Annotated in this window: 18 protein-coding genes and 2 riboswitches; of the genes, 8 read left to right on the plus strand and 10 right to left on the minus strand. The window is 68.9% G+C overall.

Annotated elements, in window-relative coordinates; genetic code table 11:
- Positions 1-195: 195 nt before the first annotated feature.
- The gene (locus tag J7J50_RS04375) at positions 196-1,860 is read left to right on the plus strand and encodes an MFS transporter (protein ID WP_215058452.1); all 1,665 of its coding nucleotides are present in this window, start codon (positions 196-198) and stop codon (positions 1,858-1,860) included.
- 91 nt (positions 1,861-1,951) lie between these two features.
- The gene (locus J7J50_RS04380) at positions 1,952-2,539 is read left to right on the plus strand and encodes a uracil-DNA glycosylase family protein (protein WP_215058453.1); all 588 of its coding nucleotides are present in this window, start codon (positions 1,952-1,954) and stop codon (positions 2,537-2,539) included.
- A 9-nt stretch (positions 2,540-2,548) separates the two neighbouring features.
- Here the strand turns inward: J7J50_RS04380 and J7J50_RS04385 are convergent, their stop codons facing one another.
- Positions 2,549-3,154 carry a trimeric intracellular cation channel family protein gene (locus J7J50_RS04385; protein ID WP_057944967.1) on the minus strand — a complete coding sequence of 202 codons (606 nt, stop codon included), beginning with the start codon at positions 3,152-3,154 and terminating at the stop codon, positions 2,549-2,551.
- A gap of 163 nt (positions 3,155-3,317) precedes the next feature.
- A riboswitch (glycine riboswitch) is annotated at positions 3,318-3,426 on the minus strand.
- Positions 3,427-3,532, minus strand: a riboswitch (glycine riboswitch).
- 100 nt (positions 3,533-3,632) lie between these two features.
- On the opposite strand from J7J50_RS04385, the gene J7J50_RS04390 reads away from it, so the two are divergent.
- Positions 3,633-4,223, plus strand: a complete 591-nt coding sequence (locus J7J50_RS04390) for an RNA polymerase sigma factor (RefSeq protein ID WP_215058454.1) — start codon at positions 3,633-3,635, stop codon at positions 4,221-4,223.
- The gene (locus J7J50_RS04395) at positions 4,220-4,732 is read left to right on the plus strand and encodes a hypothetical protein (protein WP_215058455.1); all 513 of its coding nucleotides are present in this window, start codon (positions 4,220-4,222) and stop codon (positions 4,730-4,732) included. Before J7J50_RS04390 ends, J7J50_RS04395 begins: the two co-directional genes overlap by 4 nt.
- A 5-nt stretch (positions 4,733-4,737) precedes the next feature.
- On the opposite strand, the gene J7J50_RS04400 is transcribed toward J7J50_RS04395, so the two are convergent.
- From J7J50_RS04400 to J7J50_RS04425, 6 genes are all read right to left on the minus strand, one after another.
- Positions 4,738-5,466, minus strand: a complete 729-nt coding sequence (locus J7J50_RS04400) for an ABC transporter ATP-binding protein (RefSeq protein ID WP_215058456.1) — start codon at positions 5,464-5,466, stop codon at positions 4,738-4,740.
- A complete protein-coding gene (locus J7J50_RS04405; protein ID WP_215058457.1) occupies positions 5,463-6,458 on the minus strand; it encodes a hypothetical protein in 996 nt (331 codons plus the stop codon). The genes J7J50_RS04400 and J7J50_RS04405 overlap by 4 nt, the downstream gene beginning before the upstream one ends.
- A gap of 182 nt (positions 6,459-6,640) precedes the next feature.
- Positions 6,641-7,459, minus strand: coding sequence for a kanamycin nucleotidyltransferase C-terminal domain-containing protein (locus J7J50_RS04410; protein ID WP_215058458.1), 819 nt, complete (start codon positions 7,457-7,459; stop codon positions 6,641-6,643).
- A gap of 136 nt (positions 7,460-7,595) precedes the next feature.
- The gene (locus tag J7J50_RS04415) at positions 7,596-7,946 is read right to left on the minus strand and encodes a calcium-dependent protein kinase 21 (RefSeq protein ID WP_215058459.1); all 351 of its coding nucleotides are present in this window, start codon (positions 7,944-7,946) and stop codon (positions 7,596-7,598) included.
- A 152-nt stretch (positions 7,947-8,098) separates the two neighbouring features.
- Complete coding sequence (locus tag J7J50_RS04420) at positions 8,099-9,304, minus strand: fatty acid desaturase (protein ID WP_215058460.1); 1,206 nt, start codon at positions 9,302-9,304, stop codon at positions 8,099-8,101.
- Between the two features lie 376 nt (positions 9,305-9,680).
- Positions 9,681-10,577, minus strand: a complete 897-nt coding sequence (locus J7J50_RS04425; protein WP_215097463.1) for a CHAD domain-containing protein — start codon at positions 10,575-10,577, stop codon at positions 9,681-9,683.
- 69 nt (positions 10,578-10,646) lie between these two features.
- On the opposite strand from J7J50_RS04425, the gene mutM reads away from it, so the two are divergent.
- From mutM to J7J50_RS04440, 3 genes are all read left to right on the plus strand, one after another.
- A complete protein-coding gene (gene mutM, locus J7J50_RS04430; RefSeq protein ID WP_215063027.1) occupies positions 10,647-11,459 on the plus strand; it encodes a bifunctional DNA-formamidopyrimidine glycosylase/DNA-(apurinic or apyrimidinic site) lyase in 813 nt (270 codons plus the stop codon).
- A gap of 209 nt (positions 11,460-11,668) precedes the next feature.
- Positions 11,669-12,241 (plus strand): ECF-type sigma factor, encoded by a 573-nt coding sequence (locus J7J50_RS04435; RefSeq protein ID WP_215063025.1) that lies wholly within the window; start codon positions 11,669-11,671, stop codon positions 12,239-12,241.
- Between the two features lie 154 nt (positions 12,242-12,395).
- On the plus strand, positions 12,396-15,227 hold the full coding sequence (locus J7J50_RS04440; RefSeq protein WP_215063023.1) for a serine/threonine-protein kinase: 2,832 nt from the start codon (positions 12,396-12,398) through the stop codon (positions 15,225-15,227).
- Positions 15,228-15,270: 43 nt separating this feature from the next.
- Here the strand turns inward: J7J50_RS04440 and J7J50_RS04445 are convergent, their stop codons facing one another.
- Together J7J50_RS04445 and J7J50_RS04450 are read right to left on the minus strand one after the other, a co-directional pair.
- Entirely contained in the window at positions 15,271-15,813 is a 543-nt protein-coding gene (locus J7J50_RS04445; protein WP_215063021.1) for a DinB family protein, read from the minus strand.
- Positions 15,814-15,955: 142 nt separating this feature from the next.
- Positions 15,956-18,178: a M66 family metalloprotease gene (locus tag J7J50_RS04450; protein ID WP_215063019.1), complete on the minus strand. Its 2,223-nt coding sequence runs from the start codon at positions 18,176-18,178 to the stop codon at positions 15,956-15,958.
- Positions 18,179-18,348: 170 nt separating this feature from the next.
- On the opposite strand from J7J50_RS04450, the gene J7J50_RS04455 reads away from it, so the two are divergent.
- Complete coding sequence (locus tag J7J50_RS04455; protein ID WP_215063017.1) at positions 18,349-18,669, plus strand: hypothetical protein; 321 nt, start codon at positions 18,349-18,351, stop codon at positions 18,667-18,669.
- Here the strand turns inward: J7J50_RS04455 and J7J50_RS04460 are convergent.
- Positions 18,642-20,501: an XVIPCD domain-containing protein gene (locus J7J50_RS04460; RefSeq protein ID WP_215063015.1), complete on the minus strand. Its 1,860-nt coding sequence runs from the start codon at positions 20,499-20,501 to the stop codon at positions 18,642-18,644. The genes J7J50_RS04455 and J7J50_RS04460 overlap by 28 nt on opposite strands.
- Position 20,502: the final 1 nt, after the last annotated feature.

Genomic DNA, 20,502 nt, shown 5'->3' on the forward strand with positions numbered 1-20,502 from the left:
GGAGGGATGTCGCCCGCGACCATCCACGACCATCCGCGAATATCTACGACCTCCACGATCTCGTACAACCTGTGCGACCACCCACGATTACCCAAGACCACCAACAACCATCAACCCTCAACCATCACGCAGCTGATCGGTAACACCCTCGGCGGGCCCTAGTCCGCTCCTTCCCACTGTTCGGGGGAACAGCTCATGTCCAGCACTTCAGCCCAAGCGGCGCCGTCCACCGCGCCGTTGACCAAAGACCATAAGAAAGTCATCTTCGCCTCCAGCCTGGGCACCGTGTTCGAGTGGTACGACTTCTATCTGTACGGCTCGCTCGCGGTCATCATCGGCAAACAGTTCTTCGGCGGTTTGAACGAAACCAGCCAGTTCATCTTCGCCCTGCTCGCCTTCGCCGCCGGTTTCGCGGTGCGGCCGTTCGGCGCGCTGGTGTTCGGGCGCCTCGGCGACATGATCGGGCGCAAGTACACCTTCCTGGTCACCATCGTGATCATGGGCCTGGCCACTTTCCTGGTCGGCATATTGCCCAGTTACGAAACCCTCGGCATCGCCGCGCCGGTGATCCTGATCACCTTGCGATTGCTGCAAGGCCTCGCGCTCGGCGGCGAATACGGCGGCGCGGCGACCTACGTGGCCGAGCACGCGCCCAACGGCAAGCGCGGCCTGTACACCAGCTTCATCCAGACCACCGCGACCCTGGGCCTGTTCCTGTCGCTGCTGGTGATCTGGGGCTGCCGCAATTTCCTCGGCAAGGAAGATTTCGAGTCCTGGGGCTGGCGCATTCCGTTCTGGGTGTCGGTGCTGTTGCTCGCGGTGTCGGTGTGGATCCGCCTGCAGTTGGCCGAGTCGCCGCTGTTCCAGCAGATGAAGGCTGAGGGCAAGACCTCCAAGGCGCCGATCACCGAGAGCTTCTTCTCCAAGAACGGCAAGATCGCCCTGCTCGCGCTGCTCGGCGCGACCGCGGGCCAGGCGGTGGTGTGGTACGGCGGCCAGTTCTATTCGCTGTTCTTCCTGACCAAGACCCTGGGCATGGACCCGAACCAGGCCGACATCCTGATCGCCATCGCCCTGGCGCTGGCCACCGGCGGCTTCATCTTCTTCGGCTGGCTGTCGGACCGCATCGGCCGCAAGAAGATCGTGCTGGCCGGCTGCCTGATCGCGGTGTTCACCTACTTCCCGGTGTTCAAGGCGCTCACGCATAACGTCAATCCGGCCCTGGAAGCCGCGGTCGCCGCTTCGCCGGTCACCGTCACCGCCGATCCGCAGCGTTGCGCGTTCCAGTTCGACCCGGTCGGCAAGGCCGCGTTCAAGCAGTCCTGCGACGTGATCAAGTCGGCGCTGGCGAAGAAGGGCATTCCCTACGTCAACGCGCCCGGCCCGGCCGGCAGCGTCGCCACCGTCGGCATCGGCGGCGCCAACCTGAGCAGCTTCGAAGGCGAATCGCTCGACAGCGCCGCGTTCAAGGCCCAGTCGGAGGAATTCGGCAAGCAACTCACCGAAGCCTTGAAGACCGCCGGCTACCCGGCCAAGGCCGATCCGGCGCAGATCAACAAGCCGATGGTGATCGCGCTGCTGACCTTCCTGGTGCTGCTGGTGACGATGGTCTACGGGCCGATCGCCGCCTGGCTGGTGGAGTTGTTCCCGACCCGCATCCGCTACACCTCGATGTCGCTGCCGTACCACATCGGCAACGGCTGGTTCGGCGGCTTCCTGCCGTTCACCGCCTTCGCCATCGTGGCGGCGACCGGCAACATCTACAGCGGCTTGTGGTATCCGATCATCGTCGCGGCGATGACGGTGGTGATCGGCGCGTTGTTCCTGCCGGAAACCAAGGATCGCGACATCACCGACTGATCGGCCTGTCCATCGGTCGCGAACGACGCCGGCCTCGCGCCGGCGTCGTTCGTTGCGGCACGGGTCGGCCGGCGGCTCTAGAATCGGCCGCATGGAGTCGCTGCCCACCTTGCTCGCCCAAGCCCGCGCCTGCACCGTATGCGCGGCGCACCTTCCGCACGGGCCGCGTCCGGTGTTGCAGATGGAGGCGAGCGCACGGATTCTGATCGCGGGACAAGCGCCGGGGCGCAAGGTGCACGCATCGGGGATTCCGTTCGACGACGCCAGCGGCGAGCGCTTGCGCGCATGGCTGGGGATGAGCCGCGAGACGTTCTACGACGCACGCCGCGTCGCGATCGTGCCGATGGGGTTTTGTTATCCGGGCACGGGCAAATCCGGCGATCTGCCGCCGCGGCCCGAATGCGCCGCGACCTGGCACGCGCGCCTGCTGCCGCAACTGCGCGAACTGCGATTGAGTCTGGCCATCGGCCAGTACGCGCAGGCCTATCACCTACCCGGCGCCGGGGTTTCGTTGACCCAGGCGGTGGCGGCATGGCGCGACACCTGGCCGCTCAAGCTCGCGCTGCCGCATCCCAGTCCGCGTAATCAGGCCTGGCTCAAACGCAATGCGTGGTTCGAACGCGAGCTGCTGCCGATGTTGCGCGAACGCGTGGCGCGGGTGCTGGACGGCGCCGATTGAACGCGTCGCTCACTGATAGACGAACTTCGGCATTTCCCACTCGTAGCGGATCGCCAGCAATCGGAAGGCGAAGCCGCCGCCCAGGCACAGCAGCACGCTGAGATTCTCCGCCACGCCCAGGCGCAGCATCAGCAGATACGCCACTCCGGTCAGCAGCGAAATCACCGCGTACAACTCGCGCTGGAACACCAGCGGAATCTCGTTGCACAACACATCGCGCAACACGCCGCCGAAGGCGCCGGTGAGCATGCCGGCGATCACCACGATCACCGGGGCGTGGCCGCCCTCGCGCGCGACCGCGCAGCCGATCAGGGTGAAGGCGATCAGGCCCAGCGCGTCCAGCCACAGGAACGCGCGCCGCAGGTAATGCAGTTTCTTGGCCAGGAACGTCGCCGCGATCGCCGCGCACACGGTGTAGGCGAGGTACTCGGGATGCTTCACCCAGCCCAGCGGATAGTGGCCGAGCACGATGTCGCGCAGCGAGCCGCCGCCGAGCGCGGTCACGCTGGCGATGATGACCACGCCGAACAGGTCCATGCGCCGGCGCCCGGCGGACAGCGCGCCGGTCATGGCTTCGGCGCTGATGGCGATGAGGTAGATGATTTGCAGCAACACGGCGCAACTCCGTCGGACGAACGCGGGGAAACCGCGGACGCGCGAACGAAGACAGGGCCGGGGCGCCGAACCCACAGGTTCGGGCGCCGTCGAACGCGCGCGATCACGCAAGAACGCGATCGCGCACCGATAACCGATGTCTCCGAGGCCGTGGCCGCGGCGCCGCTCCCGCTGTCCTTTTACCTGAGAGTTTGCGCGGCCCGGCGCGATGCGCCGGCGGCCGCTTGCCCCTTCGGTGGGCCGCGTGGCGGCCTCTCTCCAGATCGGCGAAGTGTTCGCAGTGTTCCGGCCGAACGGCCGGGCCTGAGCGATTATGGGAGCCTGCGCCTTCGGCGGGCGGCGGCGTGCGGGCCGGCGCCACTCTTCTGCGAACCGGCGCATGGTAGCAGGCGCGATGCCCGCCAATCCCGCGGCCGGCGCCCGTGAACCTTTTCCGCCAGATCGCGACTACAGGATCGAACCCCGCCGGAATCGCCTCTTGAACGCCCCGCCCGCCCATCCCGCGACGCCTGCCGATCCCCGCTACGACGAGTGGCTGGTCGTGCGTTGCCAGCTCGGCGAGCGCGACGCCTTCGAGACCCTGATCCGGCGCTGGCACGGGCCGATCCGCGGCTACGCGCGGCGCCTGTGCGGCGACGACGAACTGGCCGACGAGATCGCGCAGGACACCTGGCTGCGCGTGCTGCGCGGCATCGCCGGATTGCATGACGGCGCCCGTTTGCGCGCGTGGCTGTTCGGCATCGCCCGGCGCGCGCTGATGGACCGGCTGCGCGGCCGCTACTCCGCGCCGCCGCGCGGGGACGAGACCGATCTCGACAGCCTGCCCGGCGATGAAGCCGCGCCGGAGCAGGCCCTGGACCACGCCATGGACCTGGACCGGCTGCAACGCGGCCTGGACCGGCTGCCGTTGATCGAGCGCGAAGCGCTGAGCCTGTTCTATCTGCAACAGCTGTCGCTGCAGGACATCGCGCAAGTACTGGAATTGCCGGTCGGCACGGTCAAATCGCGCTTGTTCCGCGCGCGCGGCCTGCTGCGGCTGCAATTGAATCCCACCGGAGCGGATCGATGAACACGCATACGAATTACACCGCCGCCAGCGACGACGCGCCCCTGCCCGAAGCGCTGCGCCGATTGCTGGAGCACGAACTCTCGCCCGGCGCGCGCCTGGCCTACGTCGGCCTGCTGTTGCTCGCGCTCGCCGCCGGCATCGCCGTGGCCTCGCTGTGGATCACCGAGCCGTCGCTGCCGATGCGCACCCAGGTCGCGTTCGCGGTGTTGCTGGCGATCGCGCTGTCGTGGTGCGGTTTCGCGATCTGGGCCTTGCGTCATCGGCGCGTGCTGTATGCGCGCCATCGGCTGGTATCGGCGCGCATGGCCACGCTGTTCTGCTCGGTCTTCAGCGTAGGTGCGTTCGCTCTCGCCGGGTCGGGCGGCGGCCCAGGCGCTTTCCTCGCCGGCGTGCTGGGTCTGTTCATGCTGGCGCTGGCGTTGGCGCTGCTGGTGCGCGCGCATCGTTATTACGGTGGTTTGCAGCGGCGCCGGTCGGAGTTGCAACGCGCGCTCGGCGAGCGCGGCTGAGCGTTTCAACCGGCCAGCGCTTCGACCATCGATTGCTCCAGCGAGCGCCGCGGATCGGCGCGGATCGCATCGAGTTCCTGCGCATGCCATTCGCGCCGCAGCCGGCCGTCCATCAACAGCACCGCGCGGGTGATGAAGCGCTCGGCCACGTCCAGCGAATGGGTCGCCAGCAGCACGGTGGTGCCGCATTCGCGCGCGAGCTGTTGCAGGTGGCGCTTGAGCGCGTAGGCGCTGAGCGGGTCCAGGCCGTTGAGCGGCTCGTCCAGCACCAGCAGCGGCGGCTCGCCGAGCAGGCCGAGCGCGATCGCCAGTTTCTGCCGCGTGCCCAGCGAATACTGGCCGATGCGGCGGTCGAGCATCGGCGACAGCGACAAGGTTTCGGCCAGCGCCAAGGTCGATGCCGGGATCTCGCTCAAGCCGCGCGCGCCGGCGAACAGCCGCAGGCATTCGCGTCCGCTCAGCAGCGGCGGCAATCGCGCCGGATCGACCGCGAAGCCGAGCAACCGCTTGGCCGGCAGCGGCGCGCGCACGATGTCATGGCCGCCGATCAGCACCCGACCGGCGCTGGGCCGCTGGATGCCGGCCAGGCAATGCAGCAGCGTGGTCTTGCCGGAACCGTTCGGGCCGATCAGCGCGGCGAACTCGCCGCCCGGCAGGCGCAGATCGATGCCGTGCAGCACCGCGTGCTCGTCGTAGCGGTGTTGCAGTTGTTCCAGTTCGAGCACGAAGGTCATGGCGTGGTCGGGCGATGGGCGGGACGCAGCGCGAACAGCGCCGGCAGGCACAGCACGATCAGGATCGCCAGCAGCACCGGCGCGGCGCGCCAGCTCAGCGACAACAGCACGCAGCCCACGGTCGCGAACCCGGCCGCGCAAGCGAAGGCGAAGGCGGGATAACGCCAGGCCGCGCGCGCCAGCGCATGCGGTGCGCGCGGCGCGCTGTGCAGCAGGGTTTGCGCGGCGACGATGCTCGCCGCGCAGGCCTGCACCAGCAGGCTGAACCAGGCCAGCGCGATCACGATCAGCAACACCCCCAGCCCGCTCGCGGCGCCGGTGGAACTGGGCAGCGCCAACAGCACCGCGCCGATCATCCAGGCGTGGCCGCCGCGGCGCCAGCGCAGCAGCGCTTCGCGCCGTTGCCAGTCGCTGATGTGCGGCAGACGCGCGTCGTCGAGCCAGCGCAGGCCGAACAAGGGCTCGCGCGCGCCTTCGCGCGCCCGCCGCGCGGGATGGCGGCGATGGCGCAGCGCCGAGATCAGACCCAGCACGGCGCCGACCGCGACGCCGGCTTCGACCACCCCGCACGCGCCGCGCCATGCGCCGGCGATGCCGCCGAACGCGGCCAGCACGATCGCGACGATCGCCATCGCCGCCGCCGTGGCGATGGCGGCGAGCACGATCAGGGTGCGGGTGGCGCGGGCCGGATCGATCGGCGCCGCCGCCCACCAGCCGTGGCGCAGGTGTTCGTCGAGCGCGATCAGCCGGCCGCGCGCGATCGCGTAGGCGAAGGCGATCGCGAGCAGGCCGAACGGCAACGGCAGTTGCACGATCAATCGCGGCAGCGCCGCCGGCAAGGCCGCTGCCTGCGCGCTCCACAGCCGCAACGCGATCGGCACGAGGACGCAGGCCGCCAGCACCAGCCCCGGCGTGCGCCAACGGCGCCGGCCGCCGCCGCGCGCGGCGGCGATGCGGGCCTCATGCAGCCACGGATGAAGCAGCATCGTCATGAATGGGCGCTTGAAAGGACGGAGTCGGGCAATGACACGAACGCGACGCGCGGCGCGGATCGGACCGCGCCGGGGACATCGTCATGATCGCGCACGCGGCGCTCCAGTGCCTTAGGTATCGGGCTTAGCGGATCGTGCCGGACTGAGCGGGCTTGCAGAAAGATTCGCCCGCGTAGACCGCCTCAGCGTTCGCCTGCCACGCAGCGCCGCAGCAGCGCCGCGTCCAGGGCCACCTCGCCCGCCCAGGCCTCCATGCCGGCCCAGACCCGCTCGATCGCCGCGGTGATCGCCGCTTCGTCGCTCAGATCGCCCCGGGCGACCAGTTTGAACAAGGACGTCGCGCCGTCCGGCGCCGGCAGGTCGGCGGCTTCGTCGAACAAGCTGCCGGCGCTGACGAACACATGCCGCTCAGCCAGGCCGATCAGGCAGGCCAGTTGCTCGGCGAACTCACCGGCCAGCAGCGCCAGCGGCTTGCGCGCGAAGCGGTTGCGCAGCTTGCCGACCAACTCGTACAACTCGCCGACCACGGCCTCGGCCATGGCGCGATCGACCGCTTCGTCGTCGGGATGCGCGGCCAGCGAGCGCAGCGTCTCGATCAAGGTGCCGTGATCCGGTGCGATCCACAGCGCGCGCGCATGCACGAACTGGCCGTGCGTCAGCGCCCAGCGCTCATCGACTTCGCGCGCGAACGCTTCCACCGTGGTGCGCGACATCAGATTGACCTCGGCCTTGCCGCGGCCGTGCACCCATTCCAGCGATTCCTCGAAATCCGCGCCGAAGGCGCCGTCGTCGAGCACCGCCCACAGTTCCACGTCCGAGTACGGGCCGTCGGCTTGGCGCGCGGTCGAACCGTACAACGCGACCGCGAGCAAGCGCTCGCCGTGACGGCGGCGCAGTTGTTCGACGATATCGTCCACCAGTTCGCGGCGTTGCTCGCCGGTGACCGATTGGGGGCCGGCGAACAGGGTGTCGAGTTCGCCTTGCGGCAATGCGTATTCCATCGGCGCTAGTTAACACGCGGCGCGCGAATGCGGCAATTGCGCGAGGCGGGCATTGCGACGCGCGGCGGAGAATTCGCATCGCGCCATGCGCCGCGCGCGTGCGAACGCGCGATTCAGCTTGGGATCGAACGCGGCTTCACTGCGGCGGCGAGGCGAGTTCGCGCGCGTCGAGCCAGCCGTCGTGATTGCGATCTTGTTTGCGAAAACGCTCGGCCAGGGTCTGCCGGTGCTGCTCGCGGGTCAGCGTCGCGCGCGCGCCGCGGCCGCTGGCGGGTTGCTCGGTCGCATCGAGCACGCCGTCGTGATTGGCGTCCATCGCGTCGAAGGCGTAGCTGAGCCAGTCCTGGTATTCGCTCAGCGAAATCTTGCCGTCGCCGTCGGCGTCCATGCGCGAGAGGTAGTCGCCGGTGGAGGTCACGACTTGCGCGACGCACAGCGCCGGACACAGCAAGCACAAGCCAAGCAAAGCGGACAGACGATGGCGCATGAGGGTATCGGCGACGGGGGACGCGGCTGAGCCTGACGCGGGCGCGGCGCGCAGGCAAGGGGCGGATGCCGGATCGGCGCGCCGAGGCGCGGATACGAAAAACCCGCGCATCGCTGCGCGGGTCTCGGGTCGCCGGGGCTTGCGGCGCGGGCTCAGTGGCGCGCGGGCGCCAGGGCGTAGCCCTTCAAGCGCTCGGAAAAGGCCTGCAGGGCGTGGATACCGCTGGCTTCGGCTTCCACGCACCAGGCGTGCAGGCGCTGCAGCGTGGCCTGGGCGTCGTGCGAGCGATCGTCCAGCACCTGCGCCAGGCGCTGGCGGAAATCGGCCAGGGTCGCCATCTTCGGGCGTTCGTCGATCCAGCTCTGCAGATGCGAGCGGGCGCCGTCGTCGAGCCAGCGGCCGCCGTCGGCCAGGCCCTTGCGCAGGCGCCGCGGCAGCGAACGCACGCGGTCGCCGGCGTTGCCGGCTTCCTCGCGCAGCGCCGGCAGGGTGACGTTGCGGTAGTAGTCGGTCATGGCCTGGAAGCGGATCGCCAGCAGCGCCTTCAAGGTTTCGCTGTCGGGCATGGCGATGTTCGGACGCACGTCCAGCGACGGCGCCACGCGCAGCACCTTGGCCAGGCGCAGCGCGCTCAGGCCGCGGATCGCGGTCCAGCCGATGTCGAATTCCCACTTGCGCAGGGCGAACTTGGCCGAGCTCGGGAACGCATGGTGATTGTTGTGCAGTTCTTCGCCACCGATCCAGAAACCCCACGGGGTCAGGTTGGTCGCGGTGTCGGTGGTTTCGAAATTGCGATAGCCCCACCAGTGGCCCAGGCCGTTGACCACGCCGGCGGCCCAGAACGGAATCCACACCATCTGCAGCGCCCAGATCGCCACGCCGGCGGCGCCGAACAAGGCGAAGCTCAGCGCCAGCAACAGCACCGGGCCCATGGTCGCGTGCGGGGTGTAGAGCTTGCGTTCGATCCAGTCGTCCGGGCAGCCCTTGCCGTACTTCTCGATGTCCTCGCGCTCGGCGCGCGCTTCGCGGTACAGCTCCACGCCGCGCCACATCACCGTGTCGATGCCCTTGAACTGCGGGCTGTGCGGGTCTTCCTCGGTCTCGCACTTGGCGTGGTGCTTGCGATGGATCGCCGCCCACTCCTTGGTGATCATCGAGGTCGTCAGCCACGTCCAGAAGCGGAACACGTGCGCGAGCGCGGGATGGAAATCGACCGAGCGGTGCGCCATCGAGCGGTGCAGGTACAAGGTCACCGACATGATGGTGAGCTGGGTCACCACCAGGAAATACACGGCGAGTTCCCAAAAGCTGGCCTGGATCAGGCCGCCGGCAAGGAAATCGATCAGGGACGCGGGCATTGCAGACTCCGGGAGGACGATGGCTGTGGCGGCAGCCGGGCGGTTCGGCCTTAGGCCAATTAAAAGACAGTTGTATATTGGATGATGCCACGTCGCGATGACCGTTCGCGCCGGTACGGCCTCGGGTGTTGTGATGGGGTCGTAAATTCCAACGGGCAAGGCGCGAAGAACCGGGCGCGGCGGCGGGGTTCAGGGGATGAGCCGAGGTTGAGAGGTCTTTTGTAGGAGGGGCTTTTGTGGGAGGGGCTTCAGCCCCGATGCTCTTCGTTCAGGGCTGGATCGCCGCTCCGGAACGGAAAGCATCGGGGCTGAAGCCCCTCCCACAAAAGCCCCTCCCACAAAAGCCCCTCCTACAGAAGCCCTCCCACAAAAGGCTTCAATCCTCCGCCGAGATTTCCCCGTCCCCGGCGATGCGCTCGCGCTGCCGGGCCAGCTCGGTCTGCGCGAAGCGCTTGAGCGCGGCGCGGTCGGGCTTGCCGAACGGCGAGCGCTTGCCGCAATGGTCGAGCAGCAGGTTCAGGTCCTGGGCCTCGCCCAGGCGCTCGATCTGGTGTTTGTCGAACTTGGGCGCGTCGCGGCCCAGCTTGGCCGCCTTCAAGGCGCGCTGCTGCTGCGACAGCCGCCGCGCGCGCCGGCGCCAGTCGTGCCAGTCCTCGTTCGAGCCGCTGCGGCGGGCGCGGGCGCCGGTCTGGGCGACCCGCATCAGGCTGGCGGCGACCGCTTCGCGCCAATGCCCGGGCTGCAGGTCCGCCCAGGGCAGCGCCCGCAGGCCGGCGCGCAACACCCGCAGCAGGGACCGGCGCGCGCCCAGATCCGGGTCCTCGGCGCGGGCCTGGCGCGCGGCGGCCGCCCGTCCCGCGGCGGCGCGGCGGCGCGCGCGCAGCAGCAGCGGGCGGATGTCGGCTTCGGTATGGCTGCGCAGCAGGCGGTCGAAGGTTTCCACCAGGGCATGCGCATCGCGCAGGCCGGACAGGTCGAGGTTGAGGCGGCGCAGCTCGCGATCGATCAAGGCCGCGCCCGGCCCCAGCGCCGCCCCGCCCAGGGCCAGGGTGGCGCGCGCCCGGCGCAGGCTCTTGCGGGCCAGATGCACGCCGGAATGGATGCGATTGCCGCGCCAGCCCAACGCGTCCAGGGCCTGGTCGAGTTCGCGCGAGGCGAAGCCGCGCAGGCGCAGGCCGGGCGGCCGCTCCGAATCTCCGGCGGTGGCGGCCTGCGCCGCGGCGGACCTGGACCCGGCCCCGGCGCCTTCTTCGGATGCACTCGCCTGCTGCATGAGCGACTTCCTCGATTCGCGACCGATGCCGTATCGGCAGCGGCCCGACCGGGATAGTACGCTGGCGTCATGCCTGAATTACCTGAAGTCGAAACCACCCGGCGCGGCCTGGCCCCGCACCTGGAAGGCCGCCACGTGGTGACCGCGATCCTGCGCCGGCCCGACCTGCGCTGGCCGATCCCGCTGCAGATCGAGGACACCCTGCCCGGCCAGCGCATCGACGCGGTGCGCCGCCGCGCCAAGTACCTGCTGCTGGACACCGCCGCCGGCAGCGCGCTGCTGCACCTGGGCATGTCCGGCAGCCTGCGCGTGCTGCCGGCCGATACGCCGGTGCGCGATCACGACCACGTCGATCTGCTGCTCGACAGCGACCGGGTGCTGCGCTTCAACGACCCGCGCCGGTTCGGCTGCCTGCTCTGGCAGCCGCCGGGGGAAACCCACGAACTGCTGCGCGAGCTGGGCCCGGAACCGCTGTCGGACGACTTCGACGGCAACTACCTGTTCGAGCTCAGCCGCGGCCGCAAGGCGCCGGTGAAAACATTTTTGATGGATCAGAAAGTAGTGGTCGGCGTCGGCAACATCTATGTCGCCGAGGCCTTGTTCGCCGCCGGCGTGTCGCCGCTGCGCGCGGCCGGCAAGGTCTCGCGCGAGCGCTACGCCGAGCTGGCCGGCGCGATCAAGACCATCCTGAGCTACGCCATCCAGCGCGGCGGCACCACCCTGCGCGATTTCATCAGCCCCGACGGCGCGCCGGGCTATTTCGAGCAGGAACTGTCCGCCTACGGCCGCGGCGGCGAGCCCTGCCCGCGCTGCGCGCGGCCGCTGAAACAGGCCAGCATCGGCCAGCGCACGACGGTGTGGTGCGGGCACTGCCAGCGCTGAACGCGGGCCGCGGACGCCGCCGGTAGTCGGTCGATACCGCGCCGTCCATCGGTCGGCGGACGCGTTTGTCATCCGGTCGGCGAGCCCTGCGTTCACCGGACGGGGTGATTTACGTGCGCTACGCGTGCCATCCGGAGCCTGGTTGGTGCCACCAGGTGCGCTACCAAGTAAAGATGAACGCGCTATAGTCGCACCGAGTCGAGGGGCATATGGCCGATAGCGCTGACATCACCATCCTGTTGGATGCCGCCCGCGAGGGCGACCGCGGTGCGCTCGACCGCGTGCTGGCGACGCTGTACCAGGAGCTGCACACGATGGCCCGGCGCCAGCTCGCCGGCCAGCACGGCCAGACCCTGGACGCGACCGCGCTGGTCCACGAGGCCTACCTCAAACTGGTCGGCCGCCGCGAAGCCCAGTTCGACGATCGCGCACACTTTTTCGCCTATGCCGCCTCGGCCATGCGCAGCGTGGTGGTGGACTACGCGCGCCAGCGCCTGGCGCAAAAGCGCGGCGGCGATCTGCACCGCGTCACCGAATTGCCCGACGACGTCGAGGGCGGCCTGCGCCTGGACGAAGACACGCTCGGCCTGGACACCGCGCTGACCAAGCTGGCCGCGGTCGATCAGCGCCTGGCCCAGGTGGTCGAGCTGCGCTATTTCGCCGGCCTGTCCGAGCTGGAAATCGCCGCGCTGCTGCAGCGCTCGGAGCGCAGCATCCGCCGCGACTGGCAGAAGGCGCGGCTGTTCCTGTTGGCGTCGTTGCAGGATGAGCCCAACCGCTGACGGCGTCCGCGTCGCCGGCGGCTCACGCGCAGCGCGTCTGCAAGGAATGCGCACCGTCATGATCGCCAAGGCTTCATCCCCGCTGACCGCCGCCGCGTTGGATGCCGCGCGCGCCGAGGCGGCCACCGTCTTCGCTTCGGCGGCCTGATCGCGCATGGATGCCGAGCGCTGGCAACGCCTGTCTCCGCTGCTCGACGCGCTGCTCGAGCTCGATCCGGTCGCCCGCGCCGAACGCCTGCGCGAACTGGGCGCGGACGATCCCTCGCTCGCCGACGATCTGGCCGGGCTGATCGCGCTGGAGGAAGGCCACGAGGATTTCCTGTCCGAACCCCTGGTGACGCCGCAGGCCAGCGGCATGCGCCCGGGCGTGGAAGTGGGTTCGTACCGGCTGGAAAGCCTGCTCGGCGAAGGCGGCATGGGCCAGGTCTGGCTGGCCTCGCGCGCCGACGGCCTGTACCAGCGCCGGGTCGCGCTGAAATTGCTGCGCCCGGGCCTGGCCGACACCAACCTGCGCACCCGCTTCACCCGCGAACGGCAGATCCTCGCCCGCCTCGCCCATCCGCACATCGCCCGCCTGCTCGACGCCGGCGTGACCCGCGACGGCCTGCCGTACCTGGCGCTGGAATACGTCGAAGGCGAACCGATCACCGACTACTGCCGCAATCAGCGCACGCCGCTGGACAAGCGCCTGCGCATGTTCCAGCAGATCTGCGACGCGGTCAGCCACGCCCACGCCAACCTGATCGTCCACCGCGACCTCAAGCCGTCCAACATCATGGTGACGCCGGGCGGCGACGTGCGCCTGCTGGATTTCGGCATCGCCAAGCTGCTCGACAGCAGCGACGTGCCGCTGCCCGAGCAGACCCGCACCGGCGCGCGCGCCTTCACCCTGCACTACGCCGCGCCCGAACAGGTGCGCGGCGAGCCGGTCACCACCATGACCGACGTGTACTCGCTCGGCGTGGTGCTGTACGAGCTGCTCACCGACGCCAAGCCCTACAAGCTCAAGCGCCAGACCGACGCGGAATGGGAAGAGGCGATCCTCGCCGCCGATCCGATGCGGCCCTCGCAGGCGGTGCTGCGCTACGCCGACGCCAGCGACGCCGACATCGATCCGGTGTCGCTGCGCCGGCTCGGCCGGCAGTTGTCGGGCGATCTGGACAACATCGTTCTCAAGACCCTGGCCAAGCGGCCCGAGCAGCGTTATCCCTCGGTGGAAGCGCTGTCGCTGGATCTGCAGCGCTTCGAATCCGGGCGCCCGGTGCTGGCGCGCGCGCAGAGCCTGCGCTACCGCTTCAACAAATACGTCGCCCGCCATCGCTGGGCGCTGGCGACCGCGGCGCTGGTCGCGGTGGTGCTAAGCGCCGCGCTGGGCATCGTCGCCTGGCAGGCGCGCGAAGCGGTGGCCGAGGCCGCGCGCGCGCAGGCGATGCAGGACTTCATGGTCGGCCTGTTCGAAAGCGCGCGCGGCACGCCCGAAGGCGAAGCGCTGGACCTGCGCGGCCTGCTCGACGCCTCGGTCGCGCGCGGCAATCGCGAACTCGCCCGGCAACCGCGCGCGCGCGCGGAGTTGTTCGGCGTGATCGCGCGCCTGCGCACCAGCCTGGGCGACTACAACGAAGCGCGCGCGCTGCTGCAACGCCAGACCGCGATCATGGCCTCGGCCGACGACATCCCCGACAGCCTGCGCCTGGAATCGATGACCCAGCGCGGCAAAGTCCTGCGCCTGCTGAACCTGCCGCGCGACTGCGCCGCGCTGATGCAGCCGGCGCTGGACCTGGCCCGGCGCGAACAGTCGCAACTGCCGCTGCAGTCGAGCGAGTTCTATTCCGAACTCGGCCGCTGCCGCCGCGCCAACGGCGAACGCCAGGGCGCGCGGCAGTTGTTCGAGCGCTCACTGGCGATACGGCGCGAGATGCTCGAAAACACCGACGCGGGCGAAGTCGAAAACCTCATGGACCTGGCCAGCCTGCAAGCCGATGCCGGCCAGAGCCGCGAAGCGCTGCAAGGCTTCGAACACGCGCGCCGGCGCCTGCAGCAGCGCGTCGGCGACCGCCATCCGCTGCAGGTCGAGATCGGCCGCAGCCTGGCGGTGTTGCGCCGCGACCTGGGCCAACTCGGCGACGCCGAACGCGACGCCAGCGAGGCCCTGGCGATCGCGCTGGAAGTCAACGGCGCGCAGCATCCGGCGACCCTGGCGGTGCGCCTGCAACTGGCCGAGCTGCACGTGGATCAGGGCCAGTACGTGCAGGCGCAGGCCGAGTTCGAACTGATACGCGGCCTGCTCACGCAGCGGCTGGGACCGGATCATCTGCAACTGGCCAGCGTGCGCAATGCGCTCGGCCTGATCGCCTGGGAACGCGGCGACCTGGACCGCGCTCTCGGCGAACTCGATCGCGCCATCGCCATCGTCCGCCAGCATCGCCTGCCCGCCGTTCAATCCGACCGCCTCGCCGAGCTGCTGTTCAATCGGGCCGTGATCCTGCACGACGCCGGGCGCGACACCGAAGCGCGCTCGGTGCTGGAACAGACCCGCAACCTGCGCATCCGCCGGTTCGGTCCCGAGCACGGCAGCGTCGGCGACACCGAGCGCGTGCTCGGCGACGTCGAACTGGCGCTGGGCGAACCCGAGCGCGCGCTGCCGCGGCTGCAGCGCGCCCTGCAACTCACCCGCGCGGCCTACGGCGAACGCCACCCGCGCAGCCGCCACGCCGAACTCGACCTGGCCCGCGCCGAAGCCGGCAGCGGCGACGCCGCCGCGGTCGCGCACCTGGATTCGCTGGCGGAACTGCCGACCACCAACGAAGACCTGCGCACGCTCGGCTGGCGCGCCCAGGCCTACGCCGCGCAGGCGCGCTGCGTGGGCACGCAGCGCGGACAGGCGCGGGCGAATCTCGACGGTTTGCTGCGCACCATCGCCGAAGCGCGGCCGGACGGCAGCGAGGTGGGGCGTGAGGCGCAGGCGATACGCGACGCCTGCGAATAAATCGCTGCTTCGCCGCGCGGCGTGGCCGAGCGCGCGCGAAGTTTCAGTCGCCGTCCACGTTGGCGATCAATCCCAACAGATCGGTCGCGCCGACATCCACGCCGGCCTGCGTCAGCAAGGTCGTGATCTGGCCGCGGTGATGGGTCTGATGATTGAAGAAATGCATCAGCAAACTGCCGAAGCGGCGGCGCGAGAGCACGCCCTTCATGCTGGCGTAGTCCAGCGCGTGATCCAGATCGCTCTCGCTCAACTGGGCCACCCAGGTTTCGATCAAGGCGTCCAGGGCTTCGCGCTCGGCGCGCAGCGGCGGCAGGCGGTCGTGGACGATGGCGGCGATATCGAGCGGCCGCGGCCGCGGGCGGATCGGATCGAGCGCGGCGAAGCGCGCGGGATGGGTGGCGAAGCGATGCAGCCAGACTTGATCGGCGACCAGCAGATGATTCAACGTGCCCAGGATCGAGCCGAAGAACGCGCCGCGATCGGCGGCAATCGCCTCATGCGGCAGTTGCGCCGCGGCCGCGTACACCTTGTCGTTCATCCAACGGTTGTAGGCGGCCATCAACACCGCGTGTTCGCGCAGATTCATCTAAGCGGCTCCTGCCGAGGGAGCGCCTGAGTTTAGCGGCCCGCGCGATTGGATTCGCGCGTTCCGCGCCGCGTCGGATCGCGAATCCGTGCTCTTGAGACGCGGCGGATCGGAATGCATGCCCGCGATCCGCCGCGCCCGGTCAACGTTTGAACATGCCGTCGAACCAGGCACGCATCACCTCGCCGATCCGCGGCCGCTGCGGCGCAGCCGGCACGGCGGCGGGCGGGACCGCGGCCGGCGCGGCCGGCAACGCGGCCGGACGCGGCGTCGAGGCGCAACGAGGTTCCGGCGCCGCCGAGCGTGGCGCCGCGACGGTGGCCAATTCGACGCAGGCGGCATCGTTCGCGCCGGCTTGCGCGGCGAGCGTGGACACCGTCGCCACCTCCCGCGACAGCAACACGGTCGGATTGGCCGGGAAGCCCTCCCATGCCTTCGGCGTATCCAGCAGTTCGATCCGCGCGAGCGGCTTGTCGGCGGGCACGTTGATGCCCCAGGTGCGGAAACTGGCCTTGTTGTTGGGATCGCTGGCCTCGGCCGGCACCGCGGCAGTCGCACCGAACCACTTGCGGAACCCCTTCTGCAGCAGAACGTGCCTCACGCTGCCGTCGGCGTAGGTCGCGCGCACGGTGTAGTCGCAACCGTTGTTCTGGCAAAACGACGAATACGCGCCGGCGCCGGGCACGATGCTCGCCCGTTGCGCCGCGTCGGTGGGATCGATGTAGCGCCGCAGATTGCCGCGGAAGGCTATCGGCGGATAGATCTGCGAAACCTCGGCGGTGCCGGCATGGCTGTAGGCGATGGCGATGGCCTGCACCGCCACGTCGCGCTGCTCGGGCAGGCTGAGATCGAAGCTGTAAAGCCCCTTGCTCAGGGTCGTCGGCGTAACGTTGACCCAGCGCCGGTCGATCCCGTCCCAGCGCTTGTAACCGCCGGGGAAAGACGCATCGGCGACGATGCTGCCGCCGCTGTAGACGCGCGCACCCTTGCTGTCGATGGTCGTGGTTCCCTCCAGATGGCGCTGCATCATCGCGGCGCTGTAATCGGCGAAGGTCGCGAAGCGGTAGCCGCTGGCCTGGTCGCCGGCACCGCTCGCCATCGGGTCTTGCTTGACGCAACGGCCTTGCGCGTCGAGCTGACGCGGGCTGCCGTCGAACGTGTCGCCCGCGCAACCGTTGTAGCGCGTCGCGGTGGTCGGAACGAACGGCGCCAGAAACTCCTTGCGCGTGCTGTCGTAGCCCCAGGCCGAGCCGGCGAGGCTGCCGCCGACGTAGGGATACTTGCCGGCGAGGTAGGCGTCGTTGTGGTGCGGCAGGCCCATCGCGTGGCCCTGTTCGTGGATGAAGATACCCTTGTAGGCGTAGTCGCCGGTGCCGGTATCGCCGCCGACCGATGCCCATCCGCCGCCGACGCCGACCACCTTGCCGGCTGCGTTGAAAGCGATCACCGGTGAGTAGTACTGGACCGGGCCGGGCGCTTCGCCGTTGGCGCTGAGCAGGTCGCCGAGAATGTCCAGCGCGGCGCTCAGGATCTGGAAACCGGCTTGTTCGTCGTTTCTGTTGCGCGCCAGATAGGCCGGCTTGGTTCCGGACGGCGCGATCGACAGCGTCGGCGACACCATCTTCTGCGCGGGATGGTTCTGCGCCACCAGACTGGCGACCGGCCATTTGGCGAAGATTTCGTCGACCGTCGCGGCATCGGGCGCGGCGGTGGTCGCCAGCGGCACCGAGTTGTTCTCGTCGGCGCCGAAAAGATACAGCGGCAACACGCGCAGCAGCACCGGGCTGTCGGCGCCGATGACCGGCGCGCGAAAGCCGCCGGCGCGATGGTTGTCGGCGCGCGCGCGCAACTGCAGGCCGGGCACCAGCCATGCGGCCGGCAGGGTCGCGCTGTAGCGCCCGGTCGCATAGGCCGGGCCGCCGGCTTCGGTGGCCGGAATGGAACTGGACAAGGCCAGCGTGCCGAGCTGGACGCCGTTGACCCAGGCCTCTAATTGCGGGTTGCCGGGACCGAGCGCGGACAGGCTCAGCAGTGCCAGGGTTTCGCGTCCACCGACCGCGTGCAGGTTTTCCGTGGCCGCGGGCAGGCTCCAGCTCAGCCCGGCTTCGGGCAGCACATGGGTCTGGGCGAGTTGGAGTTCGCCGATTTCCAGCAGCGGCGCGTTCGCCGGCGGCTGCGGTGGCTGCGGTGGTTGCGTGGTTGGCGGTGTAGTCGGCGAACTGCCGGGAGGCGTCGTGGGCGAGGTGTTCGGCGACGGCGACGGCGTCGAAGAGGCCGCGGCGCGTTTCTTGCCGCCGCCGCATGCGCCCAAGGCCAATGCGACGGAAATCCACAATGCCGCGACGGCGAAGCCAGGTGTGCGCATGATGTTGCTCCTTGCCACGCGGGCACTCGCGCCCGCGCCGATGAATGACGAATGGATTGAGCGTCCTGTTGATCGGCCGTCGCCAGTTGGCATGATCGTCTCCCCACGATCCGGCGCGGCTGCATCATAGCCATTCGTTTTCGCGGCGTCGCGACAGTTGTGCATCGCGTGTGGACGATTATTACGGCCGCACCAGAACCGCTATTTCTTCCGGATATTCGGCACGGAAAGTGCGTTCAACGCGACAACAGGTCGAGCCGATCCGGAGCACGCTCCGCACAACTTCGCCGTATCGCATCGTGCGCGGCAATCTTGTTCTGCGGGCTGGTTTTTCATCCAGCTTGTTGAACGACGCGGTTGTCATCGCGCGATTCGGGCTCGATATCGCGCTCTTGCGCGGCGGCGGCTTCAACGAACTGCGAAACGCCGCGATCGATTGGCAGCGCAAGCACACGTCGCGACATCACATCGATCGCTTGGGTCCGCCCTGATCCGGATCGTCCGGCCCGCGCGTGCGCGCTTGCTGCTCCGATTGCGCGATCTCGGCCTGGGCCTGGCGGATGGAGTCGGTCTGGCGATAGCGCTCTTCGGCCGGCATCGAGACCGCCTCGGCCGTGCGCATGTGGGCGTGGTGCGCCGCCGGATCGGAAGAGGGATGGCCGACTCGATAGACATGCACCACATCGCCGGCCGCCAGGCCCGCGGCCGGCTGGTTGAACATCGCCCGGATGTCGTCGTGGGCCGAGAACCGCTGCTCCGCGGCGAGCGTCAACAAGCTGGCGCTCATGCGCTCGCTGCCTTCGTCCCAGGATTTACCGACCTGCCGGTCCAACTCGCGAACGGCGCCGCGGACTTTCTCCAGCAGGGCGTGATCGCGGTGATCGGAATCGTTCGGATCGCCGGGACGAGGCTGCGCAACCGTCGGCGCCGGGCTGGAAAACTCCAGGGGCAGCGCGGGAATCGGGCTGAGGTGCTGGTGCGTGCTGGCCGTATGTTGAAACAAACCCGCTCGAGGCGGGTTCGTGGTGGTGTCCAGGTAGGCCTGCGCTGTGCCCGCACTGCTGGGCGGCAGGCTGATGCCGTTGCGCTCGAGCAAGTCCTCGCGCAGCTTCAACTGTCCCAGGTCGAGCTGCATCCGCGGCGCCACCCCGTGCACGGCATGGGCGTAATTGCGTTCGAAATGGATCGCGCGGCTGATCGCGCCGGCGCCGTAGAAATTCGGATAGTCCGAATCGCCGTGATGGCCGATGCCGGTGGTCCGGTGGCTCGGCAAGCCCGGCGCGCCCGCGGGCGGCTTGTCGAAATAGTTTTGCGCCTGGGCGGCGATGTTGCCGGGGGTCATCGGCAGAGTGCTGTCTGGGTTGAAGGAGAGGCCTGGGCGGGCTTGGGCTTGCCGCGAGTTGGCCGGATCAGGCTGAATAAAATCGTGCAATCGAGAGTTTCGCAACAGCATCATGTTCGTAAGATTGGCTGCCGGATTAACTTGTCGCTCTCGGCTAACTAGCGAATTCCATCCCGCAATCTGCGCCCTGGCTTCGTCATCACGACCAGCGCCGATGAGCTGACCAACAGGCGCGGTGTAATCGTTGACGGGATTGTTGTCGGTGGCGATGGCCTTCGCGGCGGTATCGAACGCCCGATAGGCGATCACCTTGTCGGGGTGGTTGAAAGCATGCTGGGTTTCGTGGCCCAGCACGAAGGTCAGGTCCGGCGAGTCGAACCTCTGAAAACCTGCGGGAGTCCTCGCCAGCACCCTTGGCGGAACGCTCATGGTCTTGGTGTCGCCGTTGTACGTTCCGCCGGCGACCATGTTACTGAGCGGCGCGAAGTTCTCCAGCAGCATCCGATCGTTTCGATCCGATGGATCGACCGTCGTCGCCGCCCGTTTCATCTCCGCGGCCAGAACTGGAGAACCGTTGATGGTGAACTGCAGATTGCTCAGCATGTCCTGCGATACCTGCTGGGTGACTCCCGCTGCATCGACATAGGTGCCGTGAGCAAAACGCAGGCTCATCTCCTGCAGGCGCAGGCTGGCGCGCAGGTCCGGGTTGGCCGCCGTTCCGCCGGCCTGGAAGCCGTTGGACGGCAGCGTCACTACGCCCGAGGCCTTGTCGTACGTGCCCACGATATTCGGCCCCGCTCCTGTCGATGCCGACGCGAAGCCCGTCAGCTGGCGATTGGCGGCGGCTTGGTTCAAGCGCTGCAGCAGATCGGCATCGCTGGCGATGGTCGCGCGCAACTGTGCTTCCTGGTCCAGCGTCACGCCAGGTTGATGGGCGAACTGCGCGATCGATGCCCGTAGTTGAGTGTTGATGGACGGCATG

The organism is Lysobacter sp. ISL-50 (assembly GCF_018612875.1).
In the GTDB taxonomy this organism is placed as follows: domain Bacteria; phylum Pseudomonadota; class Gammaproteobacteria; order Xanthomonadales; family Xanthomonadaceae; genus Lysobacter.

What these genes read in the sequence shown, in the direction of transcription:
- J7J50_RS04375 (WP_215058452.1), top strand. Translation starts at nt 196, where the DNA reads ATGTCCAGCACTTCAGCCCAAGCGGCGCCGTCCACCGCGCCGTTGACC.
- J7J50_RS04380 (WP_215058453.1), top strand. Translation starts at nt 1,952, where the DNA reads ATGGAGTCGCTGCCCACCTTGCTCGCCCAAGCCCGCGCCTGCACCGTA.
- J7J50_RS04395 (WP_215058455.1), top strand. Translation starts at nt 4,220, where the DNA reads ATGAACACGCATACGAATTACACCGCCGCCAGCGACGACGCGCCCCTG.
- J7J50_RS04400 (WP_215058456.1), bottom strand. Translation starts at nt 5,466, where the DNA reads ATGACCTTCGTGCTCGAACTGGAACAACTGCAACACCGCTACGACGAG.
- J7J50_RS04405 (WP_215058457.1), bottom strand. Translation starts at nt 6,458, where the DNA reads ATGACGATGCTGCTTCATCCGTGGCTGCATGAGGCCCGCATCGCCGCC.
- J7J50_RS04410 (WP_215058458.1), bottom strand. Translation starts at nt 7,459, where the DNA reads ATGGAATACGCATTGCCGCAAGGCGAACTCGACACCCTGTTCGCCGGC.
- J7J50_RS04415 (WP_215058459.1), bottom strand. Translation starts at nt 7,946, where the DNA reads ATGCGCCATCGTCTGTCCGCTTTGCTTGGCTTGTGCTTGCTGTGTCCG.
- J7J50_RS04420 (WP_215058460.1), bottom strand. Translation starts at nt 9,304, where the DNA reads ATGCCCGCGTCCCTGATCGATTTCCTTGCCGGCGGCCTGATCCAGGCC.
- J7J50_RS04425 (WP_215097463.1), bottom strand. Translation starts at nt 10,577, where the DNA reads ATGCAGCAGGCGAGTGCATCCGAAGAAGGCGCCGGGGCCGGGTCCAGG.
- mutM (WP_215063027.1), top strand. Translation starts at nt 10,647, where the DNA reads ATGCCTGAATTACCTGAAGTCGAAACCACCCGGCGCGGCCTGGCCCCG.
- J7J50_RS04435 (WP_215063025.1), top strand. Translation starts at nt 11,669, where the DNA reads ATGGCCGATAGCGCTGACATCACCATCCTGTTGGATGCCGCCCGCGAG.
- J7J50_RS04440 (WP_215063023.1), top strand. Translation starts at nt 12,396, where the DNA reads ATGGATGCCGAGCGCTGGCAACGCCTGTCTCCGCTGCTCGACGCGCTG.
- J7J50_RS04445 (WP_215063021.1), bottom strand. Translation starts at nt 15,813, where the DNA reads ATGAATCTGCGCGAACACGCGGTGTTGATGGCCGCCTACAACCGTTGG.
- J7J50_RS04450 (WP_215063019.1), bottom strand. Translation starts at nt 18,178, where the DNA reads ATGCGCACACCTGGCTTCGCCGTCGCGGCATTGTGGATTTCCGTCGCA.
- J7J50_RS04460 (WP_215063015.1), bottom strand. Translation starts at nt 20,501, where the DNA reads ATGCCGTCCATCAACACTCAACTACGGGCATCGATCGCGCAGTTCGCC.